Source organism: Chryseobacterium gossypii (assembly GCF_041361455.1).
In the GTDB taxonomy this organism is placed as follows: domain Bacteria; phylum Bacteroidota; class Bacteroidia; order Flavobacteriales; family Weeksellaceae; genus Chryseobacterium; species Chryseobacterium gossypii.
Genome location: NZ_JBGCUR010000001.1, coordinates 334,635 through 361,129 on the forward strand (window position 1 = coordinate 334,635; position 26,495 = coordinate 361,129).

Here is a 26,495-nt window from a genome sequence, read left to right on the forward strand (position 1 = left end):
TTATAGCTGATCGTTTTTATCTAACATATCCAGTTTTTTTTCCAGGTCCTGGTAGAAGGCTTCCTCAGTTGTCAGTCCGTTAGGTTCCCGGGACCAGGCCGCTAAAAAATAATAGGAAACATTTTGGGTTTTCTTGAAAACAACGGCATGTGTAGATTTTGTCTTTACATATTTTTCAAAACTTTCTACAGGGTAGAAGACAGCCATTCCGAGGTTATCGTCTTTTTTTGCTAACGTCTGCTGCCCGTAAGTGGCAATGTAAGCCCATTTTTTATTTTTACTGATCCCCTGTTTCAGCGGAATATCTTTGATGGCTACAATTCCCGTACATAATCCTGAAAGCGCAGTACTTAGGCTTAAATCAACCTTTACAAAACGGTCCTTATTGAAAATTGTAAGTTTAGATCGCAGATCTACGGCATCACCCCACGTTTTCCAGCCTTTGTAATTGATGGTTGCATAAGACCGGTCTGTTTCGTTGGCTACTTTGGCAGTTGTACTTTTTACCATCTTAAAAGTTTCCACAAAATCATTCTGCTCGTCATATCTCCCATAAGAACCGATACCTATGGTACGGCCGGAATTTAAAATATCCTGTCCCCAGGATGCATCATTATGATAAGATTCAAAGCCGTCCTGTCCGACTTCCGGCAGAACCAGCGTGTTTACTTTTTTACCGAAAATATCCGTCGCATTTCTCCAGTCCAGATACAGCCTGTAGCCAATCTGGTTGTTTTCCAGACCGATACCTTCATATCTGATATAGTACGAGTGGTCAGTGTGTCCGGCAGGAAGCACAAGTTCATGAATGTTTTTGAAAGTTCCGCCGATGTATTTATTGCCTTCCCATTTTCCGCCTTCTTTTACGGAAAGTTCCGCATAAGAAAAGGGGGCTTTTGGATTTTTCCTGATTTTTTCAATCACAGCCGTCTGCGCTGAAAGGCTTGAGCTGATCAGTGCCGCTGCAACAACTAATTTTAACCAACTGAGTTTCATAATATTTTTATTAAGACAGGTTTTATCAATAACTGTATTTGTTAGTGCAATCGATTGCGTAAATTTTTATAAAAATATACCAGCTTCTAATCTAATACTATTTTCCAAAAGGTAAAGAAAAAATATGGTTTTTCTTTGGTTTTATCATGCTGAACTGCTGAATTTTTCTGGATCATATTATTTAATTGTTTGATTATTAATGTATTTTGGGTATTTATGAATTTAAAAATATTCACAATGAAAACTACAGAATCTGCTGTGATTTAATGTAGTATTGGCTCAAAACCGGTCGCTTCCTGGCCTGAAAAATCCCCAAAAATGATAGCCTGGGAATAAATTTTCACTCTTTTCCTGATTTTTCATAGTTTAATATCGAAAACATTAATCCTGTTTTATACTTTGCATTATTTGTTGGTTTTATGTATGATATATGTATCAGTATTTATGTGTTTTTATTATATTGATATGGTTGTTTCAATGACTTAGTTCTGACAAAATTTATAAGATACAGTAAGCAGTCGGCGATTTTTGGTTAATATGGACAATAAAGTTCATAGCAAAAATAATGTGGTTTTAGTTATTGTTTTGGTTGTATTTATTTGAAATGTAGGTAATTATGAATTTAAATTAATTTTTTATAAACTATTTAAAGAATAATCATATCTTTAGACCGCAAGTATTTTTTGCCAATTTAGTGTAATTTTATGCAATCGATTACGCAATGTTTAACTGGTTTGCCGAAACCAAAAAAAGAAAAATAAAGCAGTATGATACAATCAGAATTTCGTTACGCCCATCATCCTGAAGATGTAAAAAAATATAATACTGAAGATCTCAGAAGGGAGTTTCTAATAGATGATTTATTCAATGAAGATAAAATAAGACTGGTCTATTCTATGTATAACAGGCTGATTGTGGGAGGTGTAATGCCTTCAACACAGGCTCTGAAACTGGAACCTACTGATGATCTGAAAACTCAGCACTTCCTGGACAGAAGGGAGTTGGGGATCATCAATGTTGGCGGTGCCGGAAAAGTAACGGCAGACGGCGAGGTATATGAGCTGGGAAACAAAGAAGCCTTATACATCGGGAAAGACACCAGGGAGGTGATCTTTGAGAAATCGGGTAATGAGCAGCCATATTTTTACATCAATTCTGCCCCGGCCCACCATGCCTATCCTACACGAAAGATCACAAAAAATGAAGCTGAGATTGTGGAATTAGGTGAAGAAAAGTATGCCAACAGGCGTACCATCAACAAACTGATCGTAAATTCTGTGCTTGAGACCTGTCAGCTGCAAATGGGGATGACCGAGCTGCATACGGGAAGCGTCTGGAACACGATGCCGGCGCATACTCATACCAGAAGAATGGAAGCCTATTTCTATTTTGACCTGGAGGAAGGGCAGACGGTAAGCCATTTTATGGGACAACCTCATGAAACGCGTCATCTCTTTATTACCAACAGACAGGCGGTATTGTCTCCGGAATGGTCTATCCACTCAGGAGCGGGAACTTCTAATTACAGCTTTATCTGGGGGATGGCCGGAGAAAATATGGACTATGGTGATATGGACGGTATCAAAACTAACGAACTAAAGTAATTTTCTAATGAATTTATTTGATTTATCCGGTAAAGTAGCAGTAGTTACAGGCGGTACTCACGGATTAGGAATGGCAATGGCAGAAGGTCTTGCCGCCGCAGGTGCTGAGTTGGCTATTACAAGCACAACGCCGTCAAAATTAGAAGAAGCTTTACACTATTATCATTCTAAGGGATACAAGGCAACAGGATATGTTTTTGATGTAACGGATGAGCTGGAAGCCAGCCAGAAAGTAGCTTTAATGGAAGCCACCCATGGAAAGATAGATATCCTTGTCAACAATGCAGGCATCATAAAACGCATTCCGGCGATTGATATGGAGGTGGAAGATTTCAGAAAAGTAATTGATGTGGATCTTACAGGGCCTTTTATCATGTCCAAATTAGTCGGGAAATATATGATCAAAAGAAGATCCGGTAAGATCATCAATATCTGTTCGATGATGAGCGAGCTGGGTCGCGATAATGTAGTGGCATATGCTTCCGCAAAGGGCGGCCTGAAAATGCTGACCAAAAACCTGGCCACAGAATGGGCAAAATACAATATCCAGGTGAACGGGATAGGCCCCGGATATTTTGCGACTTCCCAGACGGAGCCCATCAGAGTGGATAGAAATCCATTCAATGAATTTATCATCAGCAGAACTCCCGAAGGAAGGTGGGGCAACCCTGAAGACCTTGCAGGCACGGCTATTTTCCTGGCTTCCGATGCAAGTAAATTCATCAACGGGCAGATCATTTACGTTGACGGAGGAATCCTCGCAACCATCGGAAAACCTGCCAATGAATAACAACAGAATCAGACCAGAATGAAACCTTTTATTACAGATCAATTTTTATTACAAAATAAATACGCTGAAGAATTATATTTCAGATATGCGGAAAAACAACCGATCATTGATTACCATAATCACCTGATCCCTAAAGATATTGCAGAGGACACGGTTTTTGAAAATATCTCAAAAGTCTGGATCGCGGGAGACCACTACAAGTGGAGAGCCATGCGTACATTAGGTGTGAATGAAAAATTTATCACGGGAGATGCCTCAGATAAAGAAAAATTTCAGGCCTGGGCAAAAACGGTTCCGTATACCTTGAGAAACCCTTTGTATCACTGGACACATCTGGAATTAAAAAGATATTTCGGAATTGATGAGTTACTGAATGAAGACAATGCGTCTGAAATTTATGAAAACATCACCGCCCAGCTTCAGACCCCTGAAAAATCAACAAGGGGCTTATTAAAGATGATGAATGTAGAATCTCTGTGTACAACGGAAGATCCTACGGATATTTTGAATTACCATCAGGATCTCGCGAAAAGCGATTTCAGCATTAAAGTAAGTACAGCCTTCCGGCCTGATAAAGCGATTTTAATTGAAAATCACAACTTTGCGGATTATATGGCAAAGCTGGGCGAATCGGCGGGAATTGAAATTAATTCTTATCAGGCATTATGCGATGCTTTACTGAAAAGAATCGAATATTTCCATGAGAACGGATGCCGGTTATGCGATCACGGATTGAATAATATTTCTTTCGAAGAAGCTACAGAAGCGGAGGTTAATGCCATTTTCAATGATAAATTAAACGGAAAGGTTATCGCTGAAAAGCAGGTCAACCAATTCAAAACCGCTGTTTTGTTATTCTTAGGTGAAACCTATCACAGGTTTGGATGGGTGCAGCAGTTCCATTTGGGGGCATTAAGGAATAATAACGAGAGAATGCACAGGATTTTGGGTCCTGATACCGGTTGGGATTCTATTGGTGATTTCGTTCAGGCTGAAACTTTATCTAAGTTTTTAAATACATTAGACGGAAAAGACAAGTTAACGAAAACCATCTTATATAATTTAAATCCTGCCGACAATGAGGTTTTTGCTACCATGATAGGAAACTTCAATGACGGAAGCATCAAAGGAAAGGTACAGTTCGGTTCAGGATGGTGGTTCCTTGATCAGAAAGACGGAATGATTAAACAGATGAACGCCCTCTCAAACATGGGGCTGATCAGCTGCTTCGTTGGAATGTTAACCGATTCGAGAAGCTTTCTTTCTTACCCGAGACACGAATATTTCAGAAGGGTATTGTGTAACCTTTTCGGTGAGGAAATGAAAAACGGCGAACTGCCTGATGATATGGAGCATGTCGGGAAAATTATTTCTGATATTTGTTATCATAATGCTAAAAATTATTTTGATTTTTAATTAAAAGGTTATGAACAGCAAAATAGTCACATTCGGTGAAATTATCATGCGGCTTTCCCTACCCGGGAACAGAACGATGAGGCAAAGCCACGAAATGGAGTTCTTTTTCGGGGGCACAGAGCTTAATGTGGCGTCTTCACTGGCTACAATGGGATGTGATGTAAGGCATATAAGCAATGTTTCTGATGATTTTGTAGGTGAATCGGCAGTTTCCTTCGTGAAAAGCTTCGGAATAGATACCGCTTTTATCCGCAAGAACGGACATCCTTTAGGCCTGTATTTTTTGGAAGTAGGCTCGTCGGTTCGTGCCAGCAGAATCGCTTACAATAGACTGAACGGCTCTTTTGCCAATATTAAACCTGAAGATGTTGACTGGAGAAAGGCTCTTGAAGGCTGCCGGTACTTCCACTGGACGGGCATTAGTCCCGGGATTTCCGAAACAGCCTATGAGACGTTGAAGAAAGGGTTGCAGATAGCACGCGAATCAGGAATTGAAGTTACCACCGATCCCGCTTACCGTTCCAACCTCTGGAAATATGGTAAAAATGGAAATGAGATTCTGAAAGAGCTGGTTTCTTATTCAACGGTTTTCATTGGTGGGGTGAATGAAATTAATGAGATCCTCGGAACCCGTTTCTCGTCAGATTATGAAGGTTTCATCGAAGCCTGCAAAGAATTAAAACAACAAATCCCTTCTATCCATAAGGTTTTCGACAAAATAAGGATCGGAGTAACGGCAAGTTCCCAGCAAACGCAGGGCAGAGCCTGGGTGAATGATCATTATTTTGAAACTGAACTTCTGGAAATCAATCCTGTAGTTGACAGAATCGGTACAGGAGATGCTTTTGCCGCAGGCCTGATCTATGGCCTGATCAACTTTGGTGACGAAAAAGCATTAAAGTTTGCCAACGCAGCCTGTGCGGTGAAGCACACCATTCTGGGTGACATCAACTATTGCAGCGCAGAAGATATTTTAGAAGTGATGAACGGAAACTCAGGAGGAAGAATAAAAAGATAGATATGGCAAGATTTACCCGTATAGAAGTTGCATTAAAGATAAAGGAAACAGGCATCGTTCCTGTATTTTATCACCCTGATGCGGAAGTTGGCAAGAATATCCTAAAGGCTTGCTACTATGGCGGTGCCCGTGTTTTTGAATTTACCAACAGAGGAGATTTCGCTCAGGAAGTCTTTTCGGAATTGGTGAAATATACCGCGAAGGAATTACCTGAAATGATATTGGGAATCGGTTCCGTGGTCGATGCCGGAACAGCTTCCTTATACATTCAGAATGGTGCGGATTTTATCGTTGCGCCGTCTTTAAATCCTGATGTAGCAAAGGTCTGCAACAGAAGAAAGATCTCCTGGATGCCGGGCTGCGGTTCAGTTTCCGAGATTTCTTATGCCGAAGAACTGGGCGCTGAAATCGTAAAGATCTTCCCCGCAACACAGGTTGGCGGACCGGAATTTATCAAAGCGGTAAAAGGCCCCATGCCGTGGTCAAATATAATGCCGACGGGCGGGGTGCTGCCAACGAAAGAAAATATTTCACAATGGATCTCTGCAGGAGCATATTGTGTAGGATTAGGTTCACAGCTGTTTGTAAAGAATGATAATGGAGAATATGATTACGGGAAAATTACAGAAACTGTAGCGGATTCCATCCAGATTATTAAAGAATTGAGATGATTGTTTTTAATCTTAAGGTGGATCCGTCAGTTGAGTGAATATCTTAAGCCGGAAGAAAGGAATCTCTTGGATCGGTTTTTTAAAATATACCGCTATACGCTTCATTTCTTATCCCGGATGGACGGAGAAAGCACATTTGGTTAAATAAAATGTTCTCAAAAGATCTGTGCCGAATAGTATGGAAAGGGATTTTTATCTCTTCATCCTAAAATCAATGAAAATCGATATCATTAAAAATTGATATGAAAAAGGAAATAGCCTCGAAACCAAGTAACTTCAGATGGACGATTTGCGTATTGCTGTTCATTGCGACAACCATCAATTATATGGACCGGCAGGTGTTGTCACTCACCTGGAAAGACTTCATTGCACCGGAATTTCACTGGAATAACAATGATTATGGAAATATCACAGCTTTATTCTCCATTTTCTATGCCGTAAGCATGCTTTTCGCGGGGAAATTTGTGGATTGGATGGATACCAGGAAAGGTTTTCTCTGGGCTATCGGAATATGGTCCGTAGGAGCAGTATTACATGCTTTTTGTGGGATTGCTACTTCAGGGGTTCTGACCGGGAACTGGCTGGTAGGTTTTGAAGAATCAAAAGCAGCCATCAAAACGGTGGACAATATAGGGTCTGTCATCAGTACAAGCGTAACGCTGTTCATCTTTGCCCGTTTCGTTTTAGCTGTTGGTGAGGCAGGGAATTTCCCGGCAGCCATCAAGACTACGGCGGAATATTTCCCTAAAAAAGACAGGGCTTTAGCAACAAGTATTTTCAATGCCGGGGCAACAGTGGGAGCTTTGGCAGCGCCGGTCACCATTCCTTTTATTGCGAGTGCTATGGGATGGGAGTGGGCATTCATCATTATTGGGGCTTTAGGATTTGTGTGGATGGGACTCTGGGTATTTTATTACAAAAAGCCCCATGAACATCATAAAGTGAATGAGCACGAGCTAAATTATATCCAGCAGGATCAGGAGGATCTGCGGATGGAAGATATTGAAGCTTCAGAGAGGAAATTCTCCTTTAAGGAATGCTTCAGCTACAAACAAACCTGGGCTTTTGCTTTCGGAAAGTTTATGACAGACGGGATCTGGTGGTTTTTCCTTTTCTGGACGCCGGCATATTTAAGTTCCGTTTACAAAATGGATTCTACGGAAAGCGCGTTGCCGCTGTTCGTTCTGTACATGATCACCCTGCTGTCTATCATTGGAGGCTGGCTTCCAAAATATTTTGTGGAAAAGAAGGGTATGAACGCCTATGCCGGAAGAATGAAGGCCATGTTGATTTTCGCGTTTTTTCCTCTGTTAGCCTTACTGGCACAGCCATTAGGCTCCGTCACATACTGGCTGCCTGTCCTGATCATCGGTATCGCGGGAGCCGCGCACCAGGCCTGGTCAGCAAATATTTTCTCAACAGTGGGCGATATGTTTCCGAAGAAAGCGATTGCCACCATCACCGGAATTGGCGGGATGGCAGGCGGAATCGGTTCGTTCCTGATCAATAAATCCTCAGGATTGTTATTCGACCACGCTCATAAAGCCTGGACAACCGTTGACGGAATACCTTTGTTGGAAAGATACCCTCAATACATCAACAGTCGTTTACCGGACGGATTTTTTGAACAGCTGGAAAAATCAGGGGCCGTTGTGGCAGACGGAATCGATAAGGGATATATGATCATTTTTTCAGTCTGTGCTGTCGCTTACCTGATTGCATGGAGCGTTATGAAGATATTGGTTCCAAAATATAAAGTGATAAAGTAAAAAATGATGGCGAAGCAAACAAAACAAAAATTAAATCGTGAATTGACCGGCTTCCGGGAAAAGCTTCCCGTTAAAATCATACAGTTTGGCGGCGGAAATTTCATGAGAGGATTTACAGATTATGTGATAGATCGGTTAAACAAAGAAGCGGGCTTCAATGCAGGAATTGTAAACATCCAGCCTACGCAGGGCGGTTCTGTTCATAAACTGGAGGAGCAGGACAACCTGTATACGCTTTTTTCAAGAGGAATTAAAAAAGGTGAGATCATTGATACAAAACAGATAATCTCTGCAATTCAGAGATCCATCAACCCCTATACAAATTACGGCGGATTCCTGGAGCTGGCAAAAGAGGAAGAATTAGAATTTGTCTTTTCGAACACGACAGAAACAGGTATAGCATACGATGAATCCGAGGACAGTTATCAGGGACCCCATAAAAATTTCCCTGCGAAACTGACGGTTTTGCTGTATGAAAGATTCAGGTATTTCCACGGAGCTCCGGATAAAGGTTTAAGAATCATACCTTGCGAATTGATCGAAGATAATGCCTTTGCCTTAAGAGATATCATCATCAGATATGCCCGGCTTTGGAATCTGGATGATAACTTTGTGCAATGGATCGAACAAAATAATTATTTTCATAATACCTTGGTAGACAGGATCGTTCCGGGCTATCCGAAGGATGATGCGCACACCTATGAAGACCGGTTGGATTATGAAGACCAGATGATGGTGGTTTCCGAGGCTTTCTTGCTCTGGGTGATCCAGGAAGCCGGGGATTTAAAGGAAAGAATCCCTTTTGATAAGATCAATGAGCAGATTCTGGTGGTTGATGATATCCGGCCGTATCGTTTAAGAAAAGTAAGAATCCTGAATGGCGGCCATACCCTGATGCTGGCCCCTGCCGTATTATCAGGGAAAGAAACGGTAAAAGAATCTATTGATGATGCATTCATCGGTACATTTTTGAAAGAAACGGTTTTCAATGAAGTGAACCCAACGCTGGGCTTAGATGAAGCTGAATTGAGAGATTTCGCTGAAGAGGTTTTTGACAGGTTCAGAAATCCCTTCATCAAACACTACCAGTCGAGTATCGCTTTATATTTTGTCTCTAAATTTAAGGTAAGAGTTATTCCAAGCTTATTAAAATATGTGGAAATTAATCAAAAGCTACCGCTGAATTTAACCTTCTCTCTGGCAGGCTTAATCAGATTTTATCAGGGAAGTTTCGGGGGGAAACCTTTACCGCTAAATGATGAAGAATCAATTGTTGCCAGATTTAGAGAAATATGGGCAAACGAAGAGTATGAGAAGATCGCGGAACTGGCTTTAAGTGAAACTGCTTTCTGGGATACGGACCTTACCCGGATTGAAGGCCTGAAAGAGGCAACCGCAAAAGCTTTATGGGAAATAGACCATAACGGTGTGGAAACAGCATATCACAATTTTATCCAATTTTATTCGTGAAAAATTATGCAAAAGAAAGTACTGAAAGTAAATCCGGGGGATAATGTAGCGGTGGCACTGGTAGATCTGGCGCAAGGGGAGACTGTTACTTTAGGAGAACTTACTTACGATATTGTAAAGGATACGAAGGCGAAACACAAATTCGTGACCGATGACCTTGCCGTGGGTGATCCCATTATCATGTACGGGGTTCTGGTGGGAAAAGCAAGCCAGCCTATCCGGAAAGGAGAGGTGATCACAACTGAAAATGTGAAACACCAAAGCGCAAAAGTGGAAGGTAGGACAGAAACCGCTTCCTGGACAGCGCCGGATGTGGAGAAGTGGAAGGACAGAACTTTTATGGGCTATCACCGCGAAGACGGGCAGGTAGGCACAGGGAACGTATGGTTATTTTTCCCGCTGGTTTTTTGTGAAAACAGAAATGTAGAAATCCTGAAAGATATTTTTGAAAAGGAGCTTTTATTTGAAAAGACATCGAAACATCAGTTATTGCTGAGATCACTGATCAATAATGCAGAAGCGGAAACGGTACCTGAAGAAGACCAGGATAACAGAATATTTAAAAATATAGAAGTTAAATTCATTACCCATCAGGGTGGTTGTGGCGGGATCCGTCAGGATGCGGAGGCTCTGGGGAGATTACTGGCAGGATACGTTAATAATCCGAATGTAGCAGGAGCGACGGTTTTAAGTTTGGGCTGCCAGAACTTGCAGGTCCAGATCTTTAAAGATGCGTTGGAAAAAATCAGTCCGGGCAATAAAAAGCCGGTTATTATTTACGAACAGCAAAAATCGGGAACAGTAGATGAAATGCTGAGCGGGATTATCAAAGATTCCTACGAAGCAATTAAAAAAGCTAATGAAATAGAAAGAAAGCCGGCACCAATTTCCAAATTGGTTTTAGGTCTGGAATGCGGAGGTTCAGACGGTTTTTCGGGGATTTCCGCAAACCCGGTTCTGGGACGCTTATCAGATTTAATGGCCGCTATCGGCGGTGCAACCATTCTTTCCGAATTTCCGGAATTGTGCGGGGTAGAACAGGAGCTGGCAAACCGTTGTGTAAACGAAGAAGATGCAGAAAGATTTTTACAGCTGATGAAAGACTTTGAAAAATCAGTTATAGCTGCAGGTTCCGGATTTGACATGAACCCGTCTCCGGGGAATATTAAGGACGGACTCATCACCGATGCCATGAAATCTGCCGGAGCAGCTAAAAAAGGCGGCTCTTCACCGATCAATGATGTGCTTGACTTTACCGAATACATTAAGAAGCCGGGTCTGAATTTACTGTGTACACCAGGAAATGACGTGGAATGTACAACAGCTCTGGTAGGGTCCGGTTCTAACATGGTATTATTCACAACAGGTTTGGGAACCCCTACAGGGAACCCGGTTGTCCCGGTAGTGAAAATTTCATCGAATACTCCACTGTCAGAAAGAATGCCGGATATTATCGATTTTAATACCGGAGATGTGATCACAGGGGAAAGAACAATTGATGAAAAAGCAGAAGAATTGCTGGAGTTTATCATAAAAGTTGCCGGTGGAGAGGTTAAAACCAAAGCCGCAATCCTTAATCAAAATGATTTTATCCCCTGGAGAAGAGGTGTAAGCTTATAATTATTGTTTTTAATTATATAAATATTAGAGTTGAAGAAGATGCTTTCCACGTTTGAGGGAAGCATTTTGCTTTTACTTCCTTTTCGACGACTTCCTGATACAGATCTGCGGTGCCAGGACCACCTTCCTTTCAATAGAAACTCCGGAACCATTTTCTTTCACACTTTCCAAAAAAACCTGTCCCGCCATTTTACCCATGGTAACCGGGGTCTGATCTACCGAGCTCATCGAAAGCTCCATGAACTGAGTGAAAGGCTCATTGGAAAATCCGATGACAGCCACTTCCTGAGGAATTTTAATCTTACGCTTTTTCAGTTCCTGGCAGGCTCCCAGCGCTGCAAAATCACTCGAAGAAAAAATGGCATCCGGAACGGATTTTTTTTCCCACAGCTTTTTGATGGCTTCAATCCCTGCATCAATGGAACTTCCGGTTGTGATGATATTTTCTTCTTTTACAGGCAGATGATGATCGGTTAAAGCCTGTTTATAACCCTTCAGACGATTCTGATAGATTTCAAGGTTCAGATCACCGGAAAAATGGCAGATATTTTTGTAGCCCTCCCTTATCAGGTGTTCGGTGGCCATATAACCGCCACGGTAGTCATCGATGGTTACCGTACTGATGCCTGCAATATCTTTCTTACGGTCGAAAAAGATAATAGGCGTATTGCTTGTATCTAAAATATTCTGAATATGTTCCGTGTCAATAGTTGTTTTTGAAACAGACATGAAAATCCCGTCAACCTGAGCGTTCAGCAAAGTGTTTAAATGTCTTTTCTCAATATTGACATCCTCATGACTCTGGCAGATAATTACATGATAACCGTGCGGAGAGAGCTCTTCTTCGATCCCGCGGATCACAGATGAAAAGAAATTCGTATTAATGTAAGGAACAATGATTCCTACGTTTTTGGTTTCTCCGCTTTTTAAGGCTTTTGCAAGCTTATTTTGCTTGTAATTCATCTCTTTCGCCGTTTTCCGCACCAGATCTTTTGTAGCCTCGCTTATTCTGGGATGGTCATTCAGGGCTCTTGAAACAGTGGCCACACTTACATTTAACTTTTTTGAGATGTCGTATATCGTGGCACTTTTCTTATTCATACTGCTTTTCTGCTGTTTTTTCTTTGAAAATGGGAGTCAACTATTATGATGTAAATTTAATCAAATAAAGTATATCCATAACGGAAAAACCACAATTTATAAGTTATCCGGATTAATTCTGTGAAAGGCCGGATTCTTCGGAAAACGGTATAAAGCCTATTCCCAGATTGGGAGCATTTAAAATAATCAGCATGAAAGTGCAGGATACCATAAGCCCTCAAAATGTATATTTTTATTTTTGTAACCGTTTAATTAAATAATTCAGCATTACTGAATAAAAAAATTATGAAATTTCAAAATACATCCGATCTTCTGTTATCCCTGCTTGTACTTCTGTTCTTTTCATCCGGAATAAAAAGCCAGGATAAGTTTCCGGACGGAACACCCGTACCAAAATGGTTTAAAGAAACCAAGCCTACGGATATCAGCAAATTAGGGAAAAAATATATTCTTACGGATTTCGGAGTGACGAATGACAGTACGGTCCTTCAGACAAAAAAGGTTCAGGCAGTCATTGACCTGGCTGCAAAAAACGGGGGCGGTGTCATCATCGTACCGAAAGGAACATTCCTGATAAGCTCTGTCTTTTTCAAGCAGGGAACCCATTTGTATTTGGAAAAGGGAGCTGTTCTCAAGGGAAGTGATGACATCAGCGATTATCCGGTAGTTACAACAAGAATGGAAGGACAGACCGTAAAATACTTCCCCGCACTCATCAATGCAGATGGGTTGGACGGATTTACCATTTCCGGGAAAGGAACGCTTAACGGGAACGGGCTTCGTTTTTGGAAAGCGTTCTGGAAAAGACGCGAATGGAATCCCAAATGTACAAACATGGATGAAATGAGACCCCGTATTATCTATATTTCAAATTCCAAAAATATTCAGATTGAAGATATTACCGTAAAAAACTCACCTTTCTGGAGTACGCATTATTATAAAAGTGAATTTGTAAAGCTGTTAAATCTTACGATCTTGGCGCCAAAGGCCCCCGTGAAAGCCCCGAGCACGGATGCTGTGGATATTGATGCGTGTACGAATTTTTTAATCAAAAACTGTTATATGTCCGTTAATGACGATGCCATTGCCCTGAAAGGAGGGAAAGGCCCGAAAGCCGATAAAGCCCCCGAAAATGGTGAAAACCGGAACATCATTATTGAAGATAACAATTTCGGGTTTTGCCATTCTGCATTGACCTGCGGAAGTGAATCTATTCACAACTACAATATCATTTTCCGCAATTCAAAGGTGAATGGTGCCTCAAGATTGCTGCACCTGAAAATGAGGCCCGACACACCGCAACATTACGAATATGTTACCATTGAAAATATTACAGGAAATGTTAAAACGTTCCTGTATGTTAAAGGCTGGAACCAGTTCTTTGATCTGAAAGGCGAAGAAAGGCCGAGAACCTCTTTAGCCAATAACATCGTTCTGAAAAATATAGACATCAGCTGTGAAACTGCTTTTGCCGTTGAAGCTTCAGATCTGTACCAGCTGACCGATTTTACATTTGAAAACCTGAAAATAAAAGCTTTAAAGCCTGAAGAACAGAATTTGAATGCCATTAAGAATCCGAAGAAAACTAATGTAAGCGTTACCAAAGTAGCGTCTCTGAACCAATCATACGACAAAAAAGACGATTCTGACAAAGCCCGAAAATGATGACTCGTTATGAAGAACTGGATAGTCTTTTTTATTTGGATAAGTTGTCCGGCACTGTTTGGCCAGCAGAACACTTTCAAGTTTGATTTTGGAGGGAACAGAACTCAGGCTGGCTATATTGCCGTTACGGAACATTCCGGATTCAACCGGGAAACCGGATACGGATTCATGGATATTTCCCGTTTAAAGACAGTGGACAGGGGAGGAAATGCCTTAACAGGAGATTTTATTACCAGTGATAAGCCTTTTTACTTTTCGGTGGCAGTTCCTGAAGGGAATTATGATATCCGGTTAATTCTGGGTGACAGCAAAGGCACTTCTGAGACGACAGTTCGCGTGGAGAACCGCCGTTTGCTGCTGAATGATCTGGAAACAAAACCTGGGGAAATTGTGGAAAAAACAATAACCGTTCACGTGAAAGACAGCATCATCCGGAACCGGAACGGAGATAAGATCGGAGTTGTAAAACTAAAGCCGAGAGAAAAAAAATACCTGCACTGGGATCATTTGCTGACGATAGAATTTAATGATAAAGCCCCGAAAGTTTGTGCATTAACCATTCAGCCCAACAAAACAGCAAAAACCATATATTTAACGGGAGATTCCACCGTTGTAGACGCCCAGTATGAACCTTGGGCGTCATGGGGGCAGATGCTGCCTTATTTTTTTATCCCCGGTGAAGTAGTGGTTGCCAATTATGCGGAAAGTGGTGAAACGCTGAAAGCCTTTGAAGACCGTCACCGGATCGATAAGATCTGGAATAGGATCAGGCCCGGAGATTATTTATTCATTCAGTTTGGGCATAATGACCAGAAATATGGGGGCAGTAACAGATCCGGATACAGAAAAAGATTAAAAGAATGGATCCGCAAGGCAAGGCAACTGGGAGCTGTTCCGGTTCTGGTTACCTCCATGAACCGCCGTGTTTTTGATGAAAATAACAAGATCGTCAATACGCTTGATGATTACCCTTCTGCCATGCGTGAAATATCAGAAGAAGAAAAAGTATCCCTGATCGATTTAAACACGATGAGCAAAAAGCTGTTTGAAGCGATGGGCCCGGAGTTATCCAAGAAAGCATTCGTATATTATCCAGCCGGGTCCTTTCCCAATCAGCCGGAAGCTTTGGCGGATGATACCCATTTTAATACCTATGGTGCCTATGAGCTGGCAAAATGTGTGATAAAAAGTATAGCGGAGCAAAACCTGCCTTTGAAGAAGTTTATTTCAAAAAACTATACCGGCTTTAATCCGGAGAAACCCGATGCTGCCGAAAAGTTTCATTGGCCCGAAAGTACCTTCATGGAAGCTTTGAAACCTGACGGAAATTAAATAAAAGACTAAAAAAATGACTATTCGATCTATCATAAAGGTAAGTGTATTTTGCTGTGTTTTCGGAAACCTGTCCGCGCAAAATCCCTGGCCGGAAATAACCAATACGGCCCGGCCCTGGACACGATGGTGGTGGATGGGGAATGCCGTGGATGAAAAAGGATTGGATAAGCAGCTTAAAACCCTTTCTGATGCAGGCTTCGGCGGGGTGGAGATCGTTCCTGTTTACGGAGCTAAAGGATTTGAAAGACAATACATCAGCTATCTTTCCCCGGAATGGATGAAAATGCTCCGGTTCACCATAAATAAGGCCAACAGCCTGAATATGGGCGTTGATATGTCTGTAGGGACAGGCTGGCCCATCGGAGGGCCTCAGGTGAATGAGCAGGATGCGGCCACAAAAATGATCGTTCAGACCTATACAATATTATCCGGTGAAAAATTAGCGGAAAAAATTTCTTTGAAAGATGAAAAGCTTAAAAAATTAAAGACGGTAAAATTAGATATCATAACTGCCTACAATGAAAAAAATGAAGCCGTTGTGTTAACCGATAAGATCACCAATGGCGGTTACCTTGACTGGAGGGCGGGCTCCGGAAAATGGACGGTTTATGCCATCTTTACAGGCAAAACCCTTCAAAAGGTGAAAAGGGCCGCTCCTGGAGGTGAAGGATTTACATTAGACCACTTCTCACCTGATGCAACGGTGGATTATCTTAAAACCTTTGATCAGGCATTTGAAAATTCAAATGGTGGTATCCGTTCTTTTTTTAATGACAGCTATGAGGTTTATAATGCAGACTGGACTCCTGATTTTAAAAGTGAATTTGAAAAAAGAAGGGGGTATGACATAAGTCCGTACATCAGATATCTGATCAGTAACGAAGAAAATGAAATAACACGAAGAATAAAATCAGACTACAGGGAAACACTGAGTGAGCTGATCTTAAATAATTTCACCGATAATTTTACCCGGTGGGCGCATTCCAGAAACTCTAAAAATACCAACCAGGCGCACGGATCACCGGGAAACCTGCTGGATTTGTATGCGGCCGTTGACATTCCTGAATCTGAAACTTTCGGAAGCACAGTTTTTAATATTCCCGGTTTACGGAGGGATAGTGCGGATGTACAGAAATCTGATCAGCCGGATATCAATATGCTGAAGTTTGCCTCATCAGCCGCGAACGTTACGGGAAAACCTCTGACTTCCAACGAAACTTTCACCTGGCTTACCGAGCATTTTAAAACCTCATGGTCGCAGTGCAAGCCGGAAGTGGAGCAGGTTTTTTTATCAGGCATCAATCATGTATTCTATCATGGCACCACCTATACCCCTGCCGAAGTTCCTTTTCCGGGCTGGCTGTTTTATGCATCAGTTAATTTTGTCCCGGAAAATAGTCTTTGGCCGCATCTGAAAGGGCTAAATTCTTACATTGCCCATACCCAGAGCGTTTTGCAAAGCGGTAAACCGGATAATGAAGTGCTGATGTACTGGCCGGTTTATGACGCCTGGTCAAACCCCAAAGGAAAGGATATGGCATTTAAAATTCATAATATAGATAAATGGCTGCATCCGACCCCGTTTTATCATAACCTGATGAAGCTGGGCAAAATGGGTTATTCCTTGGATATGGTTTCAGATAAAATGATTAACGGAGCAGGATCCGAAGATCAGAAAATTCGGATATCAAAGGAAGGATCCCTTTATCAGGTTCTCGTCATTCCTGAGTTAACTTATCTGCCGGATTCCACGCTAAGCCATATTCTGAGATTAGCCCGGAATGGCGCTTCTGTGATTTTCCAGAATGAGCCGAAAGATATTCCCGGACTCTTTGAAGCGGAAAAAAGACGGAGTCATTTAAAATCATTGTGGAATTCCATTCCATTCCATCAGGAAGGGAAGTTACAGACCGCAATATTCGGCAAAGGGAAAATTATTTTGAGCTCGGATGTGGAGAATGGGCTAGAATACCTGAAAATACAGCGGGAAAAACTGGTGGAAACCGGATTGAAGTTTATAAGGAGGCAGTTTGACGAAGGGAAATATTACTATATTGTCAATCATACCTCAAAAGATATCAATCAGCTAATCCCTTTAAATTACACAGGAAAGCAAACCATCATAATGGACCCTGAGAGTGGTGATTTTGGAACTGCGCAAACTGTGAACAATTCTGTCAGGATCCAACTGAAACCGGGACAGTCCGTCATCCTGAAAAATACGGAGACAGCGGATGATTCAGTGCCCGGATGGAAGTATACGGAAAAGACGGATACTCCCTTAATTTTAAATCAACCATGGCAGCTGACGTTTAAAGAAGGAGGACCGGAGCTCCCGAAAGCCAGGACTTTAACCCATCCGGCTCCCTGGACCGGCTTTTCAGAAGATCCAGCAACCCAAAGCTTTTCGGGGACAGGCGTGTATACAACAACATTGGCGCTGAAGAAAAAGAATGCGGACGACTATGTGCTAAAATTTGATAAGCTGTATGAAAGCGCTAAAGTGATTGTTAACGGGCAGGAAGCAGGTATTGTCTGGAGCATTCCTTTTGAGATCAGAATCGGGAAGTACCTGAAAAAAGGGAAGAACACCATTCGGATAGAAGTTTGTAATCTGATGGCCAACAGGATCAGGTACATGGATCAAAATAAGATCGGGTGGCGCAATTACCATGAGATCAATTTTGTGAATGTGGACTATAAACCCTTCGATGCTTCAGGCTGGAAAGTTCAGCCTTCCGGTCTGGAGGGGCAGGTCCAACTGGTTCCTGTGCATTTTTCAAAATAAATTAAATGCAATCAAAATGCGGAAAATTTGCGCAATCGATTGAATTACCTTAAACTTAATAATTCGGAATTATGAATATAAAATTTAACCTTATTTCAGTTATCGTTCTTTTTTCACAGATACTTCCTGCCCAGAGACAAATGGAATATCTGAAAAGAGGGATCGTGGCCGTACCTTCGGCGTCAGGGGTTTTTGTGAGCTGGCGGCTGCTGGGTACCGAGCCCCGGAATACCCGTTTCGACCTGTACCGTATTGAAAACAATATAAGTAAAAAGCTGAATGATAAGCCATTGCTGGATGAAACCAGTTTTTTAGACAAAACCGCAGATAAGGCGAAAAATTATACCTATTACGTGAAATCCGATACTCCGGATCAGGAAATTGATAAGGATTCCGCAAAATATACTGCATATCAGAAACCCTACTTCTCCATTCCTTTAAAAACGCTGGTCGGGTATACGCCTAATGATGTATCGGTAGCGGATCTGGATGGTGACGGCGAGTATGAAATCATCCTTCATCAAACGGGACAATCCCGGGACAACAGCCAGAAAGGATTTACGGATCCTCCGGTTATCCAGGCGTATAAAATGAATGGTAAGTTTCTGTGGGAGATCAATTTAGGTAAGAACATCAGAGAAGGGGCACATTACACACAATTCCTGGTGTACGATCTGGACCAGGACGGCAAAGCGGAAGTCGTGATGAAAACGGCGGACGGAAGCAGAGACGGGAAGGGAAAAATTATCGGAGATCCTACAAAAGACTGGAGGAATGAAAACGGATTTATACTTTCCGGACCTGAATATCTTACCGTTTTCAACGGACAGACAGGAGAAGAGATCCACACCGTGGATTATATTGTCCCAAGATTTCAGGGCAGCCTGAACCCTACCCCTGAACAGCTCACGGAGACTTGGGGAGATGCCAAGGGAAACCGGGTGGACCGGTTTTTGGGTGCGGTGGCTTACCTGGACGGTAAAACACCAAGTGTGGTGATGTCCAGAGGCTATTATACCCGGACAGCGATCGCGGCCTGGGATTACAAAAACAGGAAGCTGAGCCTGCGATGGCTGTTCGATACCGAAAGTTCAGAAGAAAATAAGCAATACCGGGGGCAGGGAAATCACAATCTGAGTATTGCTGATGTTGATAACGATGGAAAGGATGAAATAATCTTTGGAGCAATGACTGTTGATGATAACGGAAAGGTTCTGAACAGCACAGGATATGGTCACGGTGATGCTTTGCATGTCGGAGATCTGGACCCTTCTCTGCCGGGGCTGGAAGTTTTTGATATACAGGAGAGGTTTGATGATGCCGGAGCACATTTCAGAGCGGCGGGCACAGGGAAAGTATTATGGAAACTGCCTTCCCTGGAATATAGTAAAAAAGGGAAATTTCAGGGCCCGGGAAGAGGACTTTCATTAAATATTGATCCACGCCATGAAGGTTCGGAATGCTGGGCGGCCGGAGCCGGAGTCAAAGGTCTGTATGATGCCAAAGGAAATAAAATAAGCGAGAAAAGCCCTGCGTGCAATATGGGAATATATTGGGACGGAGATTTTTTAAGTGAGATCCTGGACGGAACGACGGTTTCAAAATGGGACTGGAAGAATTCGGAATCCCGCTTAATATTTGACGCTAAAAGTTTCCAGTGCGAATCCAATAACGGGACCAAGAAAAATCCGTCTCTGGTAGCAGACCTCTTCGGAGACTGGCGTGAAGAACTGATCTACAGAACAGCCGATAATCAGGAACTTCGGATTTTCAGCTCGGCAATTCCCACAAAACATCGTTTGTATACCCTGATGCACAATCCCCAGTACCGTTTGAGCATCGTCTGGCAAAATGTAGGCTACAATCAGCCTCCGCATACGGATTACTATCTGGATGAATCTGTTTCTGAGATCCCGAACCCGAATATAATAACTGTCAAACGTTAAAATGCCGGAATGGATTTCACAGGCTTTAGCCAAAACTTAAATTAGATTATAATAAATTATACATAAGAATTATGAAAAAGGTATTAATGGGAAATCTCGTTTTTGCACTGATCTTTGGAGTTTTATCCTCATGCACGGTTCAGAAATCTTCTGTGAAGAATACTGATCTTCCCGATAAAAAAGAAGTTCTGGAGGTTGCCCGGCATGCAAACCATTATTTTATGAACAAATGGCCGGATCCGGGAAAGGAAGTTGTAGGCAAAAAAGTCTGGCCAAGCAATCTGTGGACACGGGCCGTTTACTATGAAGGATTAATGGCACTATATAAGATTGATCCCCAAAAGGAATATTATGATTATGCCGTAGACTGGTCGCAAAAACACAATTGGGATATGATGCGCGGAACCTACACCCGCAATGCAGATAACCAGGCTTGTGGACAGACCTATTTGGATCTGTATGAAATTGACGGCAGAAAAAATCCTGAGAGGATAAAATACGTTAAGCTTTCCATGGATAGCATGATCGCATCAAAAAAGTCAGATGACTGGTGGTGGATTGATGCGCTGCAAATGGGAATGCCGATCTTTGCAAAGCTGGGAAGGATCACAGGAGAGCAGAAATATTTCGATAAGAACTATGAAATGTACGCCTATACAAAATACAGGCACGGAGGAAACGGTTTGTACAATTCTAAAGACAAGCTTTGGTGGAGAGACAAAAGCTTTGTTCCTCCCTATAAGGAGCCCAACGGTGAAGACTGCTACTGGAGCCGCGGAAACGGATGGGTAGTGGCAGCTTTGGCTCGTACGCTGGAAGAGACACCGGAATCGGATCCTCATTATCAGGAATACTTACAGGATTACAAAGATCTGCTGTCTGCCCTGCTTCCGGTTCAGAGAGAAGACGGGTTCTGGAATGTAAGTTTGCATGATCCCACGAACTTCGGAGGAAAAGAAATGACAGGAACCGCACTTTTTGTATACGGAATGGCTTACGGGATCAATAAGGGCCTGATTGATGAAAAAACCTATTTACCCGTTGTCATTAAAGCCTGGAATGCAATAGTAAAAGACTCCGTTCAGCCGAATGGATTTTTAGGCTGGGTCCAGGGAACAGGGAAGGAGCCTAAGGATGGTCAGCCTCTTGCTGTAAATAAGGAGCCGGATTTTGAAGATTATGGCTTGGGCTGTTTATTGCTTGCAGCCAGCGAAGTTTATCAGTTGAAATAAAACAGCTGAATTTATTTTAATTGATTAGAATCAGGCTTTAGCCAAATATATAAATGTTGGTTAAAGCCTGAATTTTATATGCTTACTTTCTCAGATTGCGGTTTTTAAATAACCAGGCGGAAGAATCTGTAAACAGGCTTTCATGAAGCGAATATTTTAAAGTTCATTATCCGGTCTTTCTTGTAGCCGGAATTGAATCGTATGTAATTGAAAATCTTTATATTGGTATTTTTACGGCAGTACCAGCGCCTCCGATATCTAATTAGTATTAACAGATTTAAGAAAAAGCCTTAGTTTTATTACCGAAAAATAAATAATAAAATCAAGTGCATGACACTACAAGATGCGCAATCGATTTCATAGTATTAATTTTCAAATTCAATAATCCATAAGATAAAAGTATGAATGCATTATTAGGAGTTTTTTTTCATTTCTTAGGCGGCTTTTCTTCCGGAAGCTTTTACCTGCCCTATAAAAAAGTAAAAGGGTGGTCCTGGGAAACATATTGGCTGATCGGAGGGATTTTCTCATGGATCATTGTTCCGCCATTGGCAGCTTTTATCACGATTCCTGGTTTTTGGGAAATTATTCAGGGTGAAAGCTCTTCCATATTGGGACTAACGTTTTTATTCGGTGCCTTGTGGGGCATTGGTGGCTTTACCTATGGTCTGGGGGTCCGGTACCTTGGAGTAGCATTGGGAAGCAGTATTATTCTCGGGCTTTGCATGGTATTCGGCTCGTTGGTTCCGTCAATTTATTATGAATTTTCTCCGCAAGCGGGAAAGGATAATATAGGTTTAATGCTTTCCAGCAGATGGGGCCAGATGGTCTTGCTGGGGCTGGTGGTCTGCATCATCGGAATCATCATCAGTGGAAAAGCAGGTACGATGAAGGAAAAAGAACTCCAGACCGGATCAGCGGACCCGCACGGAGTGGAAGTAAAAACGGAATATAGATTCGGATTGGGGTTAATAGTTTCCATCATTTCCGGAGTTTTAAGCGCCTGTTTTAATTTTGGGCTGGAAGCCGGAAAGCCTATGGCGATTGTGGCCAATGAATTGTGGAAGAATACCCACCCGGGACAGGGGGAATTTCTCTTTCAGAATAATGTAACCTATGTTGTGGTACTTTGGGGCGGAATGGCCACCAATCTGATAGGCTGCCTGTATTTATCGATTAAAAATAAATCTTATACGGACTATTCAAAGAAAAACGTTCCTGTTTTGGCGAATATCATTTTTTGTGCGTTAGCCGGAACAATGTGGTTTTTGCAGTTCTTCTTTTACGGTATGGGGGAAAGTAAAATGGGAAATGGCCCAAGCTCATGGATTTTGCACATGGCCTTTATCATTTTAATTGCCAACTTATGGGGTGTTATCATCAAAGAATGGAAAGGAGTATCCAGGAAAACCATTGCTACAATCATCATCGGGATGACAGTGATGTTTATTTCTATTTTGATTGTAGGGTACGGAAATTCTTTACGATAAGATAATTGCGTTTCATGTATTATTGACAATTTTTCTCAAGGGAAAATATATAGTTTGTTTTTAAAGGCACTGTTTTTCAGTGCTTTTTTTACCTGTTTGGCCATATGCTTTTCAAAATGATGGTCATAACACTGTGAAATTGATTTTTTCAGATTGAAAGCTGAACAGGGAGCTATTCAATTAAATTACTAAATTTTATGTATAATAAAGTGAATGTATCTAACGGAAATCAATATGGTTTGAGTACTCTGTAATTAGGGCAGGATATTGCAGGATGCCAAAATTTTTCTAACAGTGTACATTGTGATGTGAAATAGAATGTTACTAAAATTTAATATATGTCTTTAAAAACTACTTATAAGCCACTGTTATTACCTGTCATTTTCCTTTCAACAGGCTTGGTCTGGGGGCAGGAAGTGATAAAGGGGGTTGTTTATGACGAAAGAGGTACGCCGATCAGTAACGTTACGGTAAAGCAAAAAGGAACCGATAACACCGTGAAATCTGACTCGAATGGCGCTTATTCCATCATGCTGCAACCTGAAGGAAAACAATCTTTATTGTATTCTTTTGATGGTTATCCTACTGCAGAAGAAGCGGTATCAGGAAGGAAAGTGATCAATTACACCTATAAAAGGGCTGAAAAACAAATAGAAGAGGTAGTGGTCATCGGCTATGGAAAAGTAAAAAAATCTGATTTGACGGGATCCGTTTCTTCGGTTTCCGCAAAAGACCTGGCCGCCACACCCGCAATGAATGCCTTACAGGCATTACAGGGAAGAGCTGCGGGGCTGAATATCGTTACGGCAGGCGGGGCTCCGGGAGCCGCCGCAAACATTACAATCAGAGGAGGTTCGTCAATTACTCAAAGCTCTGATCCGCTCTATATTGTAGATGGTTTTCAGCTGGATAACGCATTAAATGTTATTAACCCTAATGATATAGAAAGCATAGACGTTTTAAAAGGAGCTTCTGCAATCGCTATTTACGGAGCACGTGGTTCTAACGGGATCATCGTGATCAAAACTAAAAGCGGGAAAAAAGGAAAAACAATCATCAATTACAATACCTTCACATCATTCGATATGCTTTCAAAGAAGCTGGATATGGTTTCCAATTCGGAGCAGTATGTGAAATATCAGTATGAGATGGCGCAGCTTCAGTCAAAGATGACGCAATGGAGCAATGTTTTTGATAACAGTTTGGGGACAGATACACCTGGGTTTTATACAGGAGCATACAAAAGGATCGCCGACCGTTACGGATCTGCCTATGCCCTGGACTGGCAGGAAAGAATGCTTGGGGGAACCGGAGTGACACAGAGCCACAACCTCAATGTTTCTGCGGGAAATGATAAGACACAGGCATTCATCAGTTACAATTACAATAAGCAGGACGGCTTGCTTCAAAACTACAGTGAAACAAGAAATTCCTTGCGCGTAAATATCAATTCAGAATTGTACAAAGGGGTAAGAGTGGATTTTAATACCATGTTCAATTCTACTTCCACCAACGGAGGAGGAGCTTATTCAGGAATGAAAAAAATCCTTCTTCAGCCTATTAACGGAGGAACATTGTTCTCACAAGACCAATTGTTCAATACCCAAACCTTCCCGGATTATTCAGCCCTGGATTCAGGTTTCGATACAGAGAACCCTTATATAGAAACACAGGCCTCAACTTCAAACAAACGCACCAGAACATTTGTAGCCAATGCGGGGATTGAATTTGATTTCCTGAAAAACTTCACATGGAGAACGGCTGGGCAGTATAGCTGGACCAACAGTAAATCGACCTCTTTTTCAGATCAGAATTCCCGGGCCTACCTTACAGATCCTGTGAATACAGGAATCAACGGAAATATCGCCAATGCCGAAACATACCGTTATCAGATCACAAATACCTTGAATTATAATAAGAATTTCGGCGAAAAACATAAGTTGAATGCTTTGATCGGAAATGAAATATGGTATGAAGAATCTGAAGGAAACAGCATGAGGCTTACCAAGTTCCCTTATCCTAATTTCGGATTGGATGACATTTCCAACGCAACAGTTGCCGATAAAAATACGGACAGGTCAAGCAGCAGCCTGCTTTCCTATTTTGCCCGTGTGAATTATAATTATGATAACCGTTATTTAATTACGGGAACCATACGTGCCGATGGCTCTTCAAAATTTGCAAAAGATGTTCGCTGGGGATATTTCCCATCGGTAGCCGGTGCGTGGCGTGTTTCTCAGGAAAGCTTCTGGCAGGATCATAAGATCAATAACATCGTTAATGATTTTAAATTAAGGATAGAATACGGGGTAACGGGTAACAACGGTATTGCCAACAACTTATGGAGAACCAATGTATTGCTTACAGACTACCCGATGAATAATACTCCGGGAAATCCGGCATATATTACAAGTACCAATTGGGGAAATCCGGACCTTCAGTGGGAGGAGCTGAGAACAACAAATATCGGTGTGGATCTGGCCTTATTTAATAACAGGGTAAAATTAACTTCCGAATGGTACAACAACAATGTCAGCAAGATGCTGTTTGAGAGTGTACTTCCGGTTTCCACAGGATATTCAAGACAGTATCAGAATATCGGCTCTATGAGAAACAGAGGGATGGAATTTACATTGAATACGATCAACTTAAAATCAGATAATTTCAGATGGACAACCGATCTTAATATTTCCTTCAATAAATCCCGTGTGCTGTCCCTGGAAAACGGGCAACTCTCAAAGCCATTTGCTGTGGGAGGCAACAGAACGGGTACAGTGACCTATTATGCAACCGTAGGAGAAGAATTGGGAGATATGTATGGATATATTTACGAGGGAATCTATACTACGGATGACTTCATCCAAAATCCGGACGGATCACTGACCTTGAAACCGGGGGTTGTAAAGCCTGCTTCGGGAACCCCAATGCCGGGAGATATCAAATTTGCTGCGGATAATGAAGCCGGAGATCAGTTCACAAGAAAAATGCAGAAAATAGGTAACGGGACCCCTGATTTTATCGGAGGAATCAGCAATAACTTCTCTTACAAAGGCTTTGATCTGGCCATTTTTATGAAATTCAGTGTCGGAAATGATATTTATAACGCCACGAAACACAGTCTGAGTCCTTTTGCATTATATCAGAACGTTCCTTCGGAATTTGGGAACAATTATTATCATTTGATTGACCCGAATACAGGACAGGCCACGACCAACCTGGTAAGGTTAAAAGAGCTTAATCCTAATGAGGGATCAAGCCTTTGGAGCCTGAGCAATACAAATACAGGATATATTACTTATCCTTCATCCTATTATGTGGAAGACGGATCTTATCTGAGAATTGCCCAGGTAACACTGGGATATTCCTTCCCAAAAGAATTTTTGAAAAAAGTGATGCTAACCAATGCCCGTATCTACTTTACAATTAATAATTTAGCAACTATTACAGGCTATTCAGGCTATGATCCGGAAGTTACAGCAGGTGGAGGGGTTACGGTTACACCCGGATATGACAGTTCTACCTATCCGCGTTCAAGGAGCTATGTTCTTGGCCTTAATCTAACTTTCTAATATGTAATATTATAT

17 protein-coding genes are annotated in these 26,495 nt (G+C 41.8%); 15 read left to right on the top strand and 2 right to left on the bottom strand.

Going from position 1 to position 26,495, the window contains the following annotated elements; all coding sequences use genetic code 11:
• The gene (locus tag ABMQ40_RS01680) at positions 1–996 is read right to left on the bottom strand and encodes a DUF4861 family protein (RefSeq protein WP_370895866.1); all 996 of its coding nucleotides are present in this window, start codon (positions 994–996) and stop codon (positions 1–3) included.
• 767 nt (positions 997–1,763) lie between these two features.
• On the opposite strand from ABMQ40_RS01680, the gene kduI reads away from it, so the two are divergent.
• The 8 genes from kduI to ABMQ40_RS01720 all read left to right on the top strand — a co-directional run bounded on the left by kduI (position 1,764) and on the right by ABMQ40_RS01720 (position 11,354).
• On the top strand, positions 1,764–2,600 hold the full coding sequence (kduI, locus tag ABMQ40_RS01685) for a 5-dehydro-4-deoxy-D-glucuronate isomerase (RefSeq protein ID WP_370895868.1): 837 nt from the start codon (positions 1,764–1,766) through the stop codon (positions 2,598–2,600).
• A 7-nt stretch (positions 2,601–2,607) separates the two neighbouring features.
• Positions 2,608–3,390, top strand: coding sequence for a gluconate 5-dehydrogenase (locus ABMQ40_RS01690; protein ID WP_370895870.1), 783 nt, complete (start codon positions 2,608–2,610; stop codon positions 3,388–3,390).
• An 18-nt stretch (positions 3,391–3,408) separates the two neighbouring features.
• On the top strand, positions 3,409–4,806 hold the full coding sequence (uxaC, locus tag ABMQ40_RS01695; RefSeq protein WP_370895872.1) for a glucuronate isomerase: 1,398 nt from the start codon (positions 3,409–3,411) through the stop codon (positions 4,804–4,806).
• A 10-nt stretch (positions 4,807–4,816) separates the two neighbouring features.
• Entirely contained in the window at positions 4,817–5,824 is a 1,008-nt protein-coding gene (locus tag ABMQ40_RS01700; protein ID WP_370895874.1) for a sugar kinase, read from the top strand.
• Between the two features lie 2 nt (positions 5,825–5,826).
• A complete protein-coding gene (locus tag ABMQ40_RS01705) occupies positions 5,827–6,495 on the top strand; it encodes a bifunctional 4-hydroxy-2-oxoglutarate aldolase/2-dehydro-3-deoxy-phosphogluconate aldolase (RefSeq protein WP_370895876.1) in 669 nt (222 codons plus the stop codon).
• Positions 6,496–6,737: 242 nt separating this feature from the next.
• A complete protein-coding gene (locus tag ABMQ40_RS01710) occupies positions 6,738–8,264 on the top strand; it encodes an MFS transporter (protein ID WP_370895878.1) in 1,527 nt (508 codons plus the stop codon).
• Between the two features lie 3 nt (positions 8,265–8,267).
• The gene (locus tag ABMQ40_RS01715) at positions 8,268–9,734 is read left to right on the top strand and encodes a tagaturonate reductase (RefSeq protein WP_370895880.1); all 1,467 of its coding nucleotides are present in this window, start codon (positions 8,268–8,270) and stop codon (positions 9,732–9,734) included.
• Positions 9,735–9,740: 6 nt separating this feature from the next.
• Positions 9,741–11,354: a UxaA family hydrolase gene (locus ABMQ40_RS01720; protein WP_370895882.1), complete on the top strand. Its 1,614-nt coding sequence runs from the start codon at positions 9,741–9,743 to the stop codon at positions 11,352–11,354.
• Between the two features lie 72 nt (positions 11,355–11,426).
• On the opposite strand, the gene ABMQ40_RS01725 is transcribed toward ABMQ40_RS01720, so the two are convergent.
• Positions 11,427–12,455 carry a LacI family DNA-binding transcriptional regulator gene (locus tag ABMQ40_RS01725; protein WP_370895884.1) on the bottom strand — a complete coding sequence of 343 codons (1,029 nt, stop codon included), beginning with the start codon at positions 12,453–12,455 and terminating at the stop codon, positions 11,427–11,429.
• A gap of 285 nt (positions 12,456–12,740) precedes the next feature.
• Between ABMQ40_RS01725 and ABMQ40_RS01730 the strand changes: the two genes are divergently transcribed.
• The 7 genes from ABMQ40_RS01730 (at position 12,741) to ABMQ40_RS01760 (ending at position 26,480) form a co-directional block, all read left to right on the top strand.
• Positions 12,741–14,120: a rhamnogalacturonidase gene (locus ABMQ40_RS01730; RefSeq protein ID WP_370895886.1), complete on the top strand. Its 1,380-nt coding sequence runs from the start codon at positions 12,741–12,743 to the stop codon at positions 14,118–14,120.
• A 9-nt stretch (positions 14,121–14,129) separates the two neighbouring features.
• Positions 14,130–15,452 carry a rhamnogalacturonan acetylesterase gene (locus ABMQ40_RS01735; protein ID WP_370895888.1) on the top strand — a complete coding sequence of 441 codons (1,323 nt, stop codon included), beginning with the start codon at positions 14,130–14,132 and terminating at the stop codon, positions 15,450–15,452.
• A 16-nt stretch (positions 15,453–15,468) separates the two neighbouring features.
• Entirely contained in the window at positions 15,469–18,243 is a 2,775-nt protein-coding gene (locus tag ABMQ40_RS01740; protein ID WP_370895890.1) for a glycosyl hydrolase, read from the top strand.
• A 71-nt stretch (positions 18,244–18,314) separates the two neighbouring features.
• Positions 18,315–20,189 (top strand): rhamnogalacturonan lyase, encoded by a 1,875-nt coding sequence (locus ABMQ40_RS01745; protein WP_370895892.1) that lies wholly within the window; start codon positions 18,315–18,317, stop codon positions 20,187–20,189.
• Positions 20,190–20,260: 71 nt separating this feature from the next.
• Complete coding sequence (locus tag ABMQ40_RS01750; RefSeq protein WP_370895894.1) at positions 20,261–21,421, top strand: glycoside hydrolase family 88/105 protein; 1,161 nt, start codon at positions 20,261–20,263, stop codon at positions 21,419–21,421.
• A gap of 401 nt (positions 21,422–21,822) precedes the next feature.
• Positions 21,823–22,911 carry an L-rhamnose/proton symporter RhaT gene (gene rhaT, locus ABMQ40_RS01755; RefSeq protein WP_370895896.1) on the top strand — a complete coding sequence of 363 codons (1,089 nt, stop codon included), beginning with the start codon at positions 21,823–21,825 and terminating at the stop codon, positions 22,909–22,911.
• A 338-nt stretch (positions 22,912–23,249) separates the two neighbouring features.
• The gene (locus ABMQ40_RS01760) at positions 23,250–26,480 is read left to right on the top strand and encodes a SusC/RagA family TonB-linked outer membrane protein (protein WP_370895898.1); all 3,231 of its coding nucleotides are present in this window, start codon (positions 23,250–23,252) and stop codon (positions 26,478–26,480) included.
• Positions 26,481–26,495 lie beyond the last annotated feature (15 nt).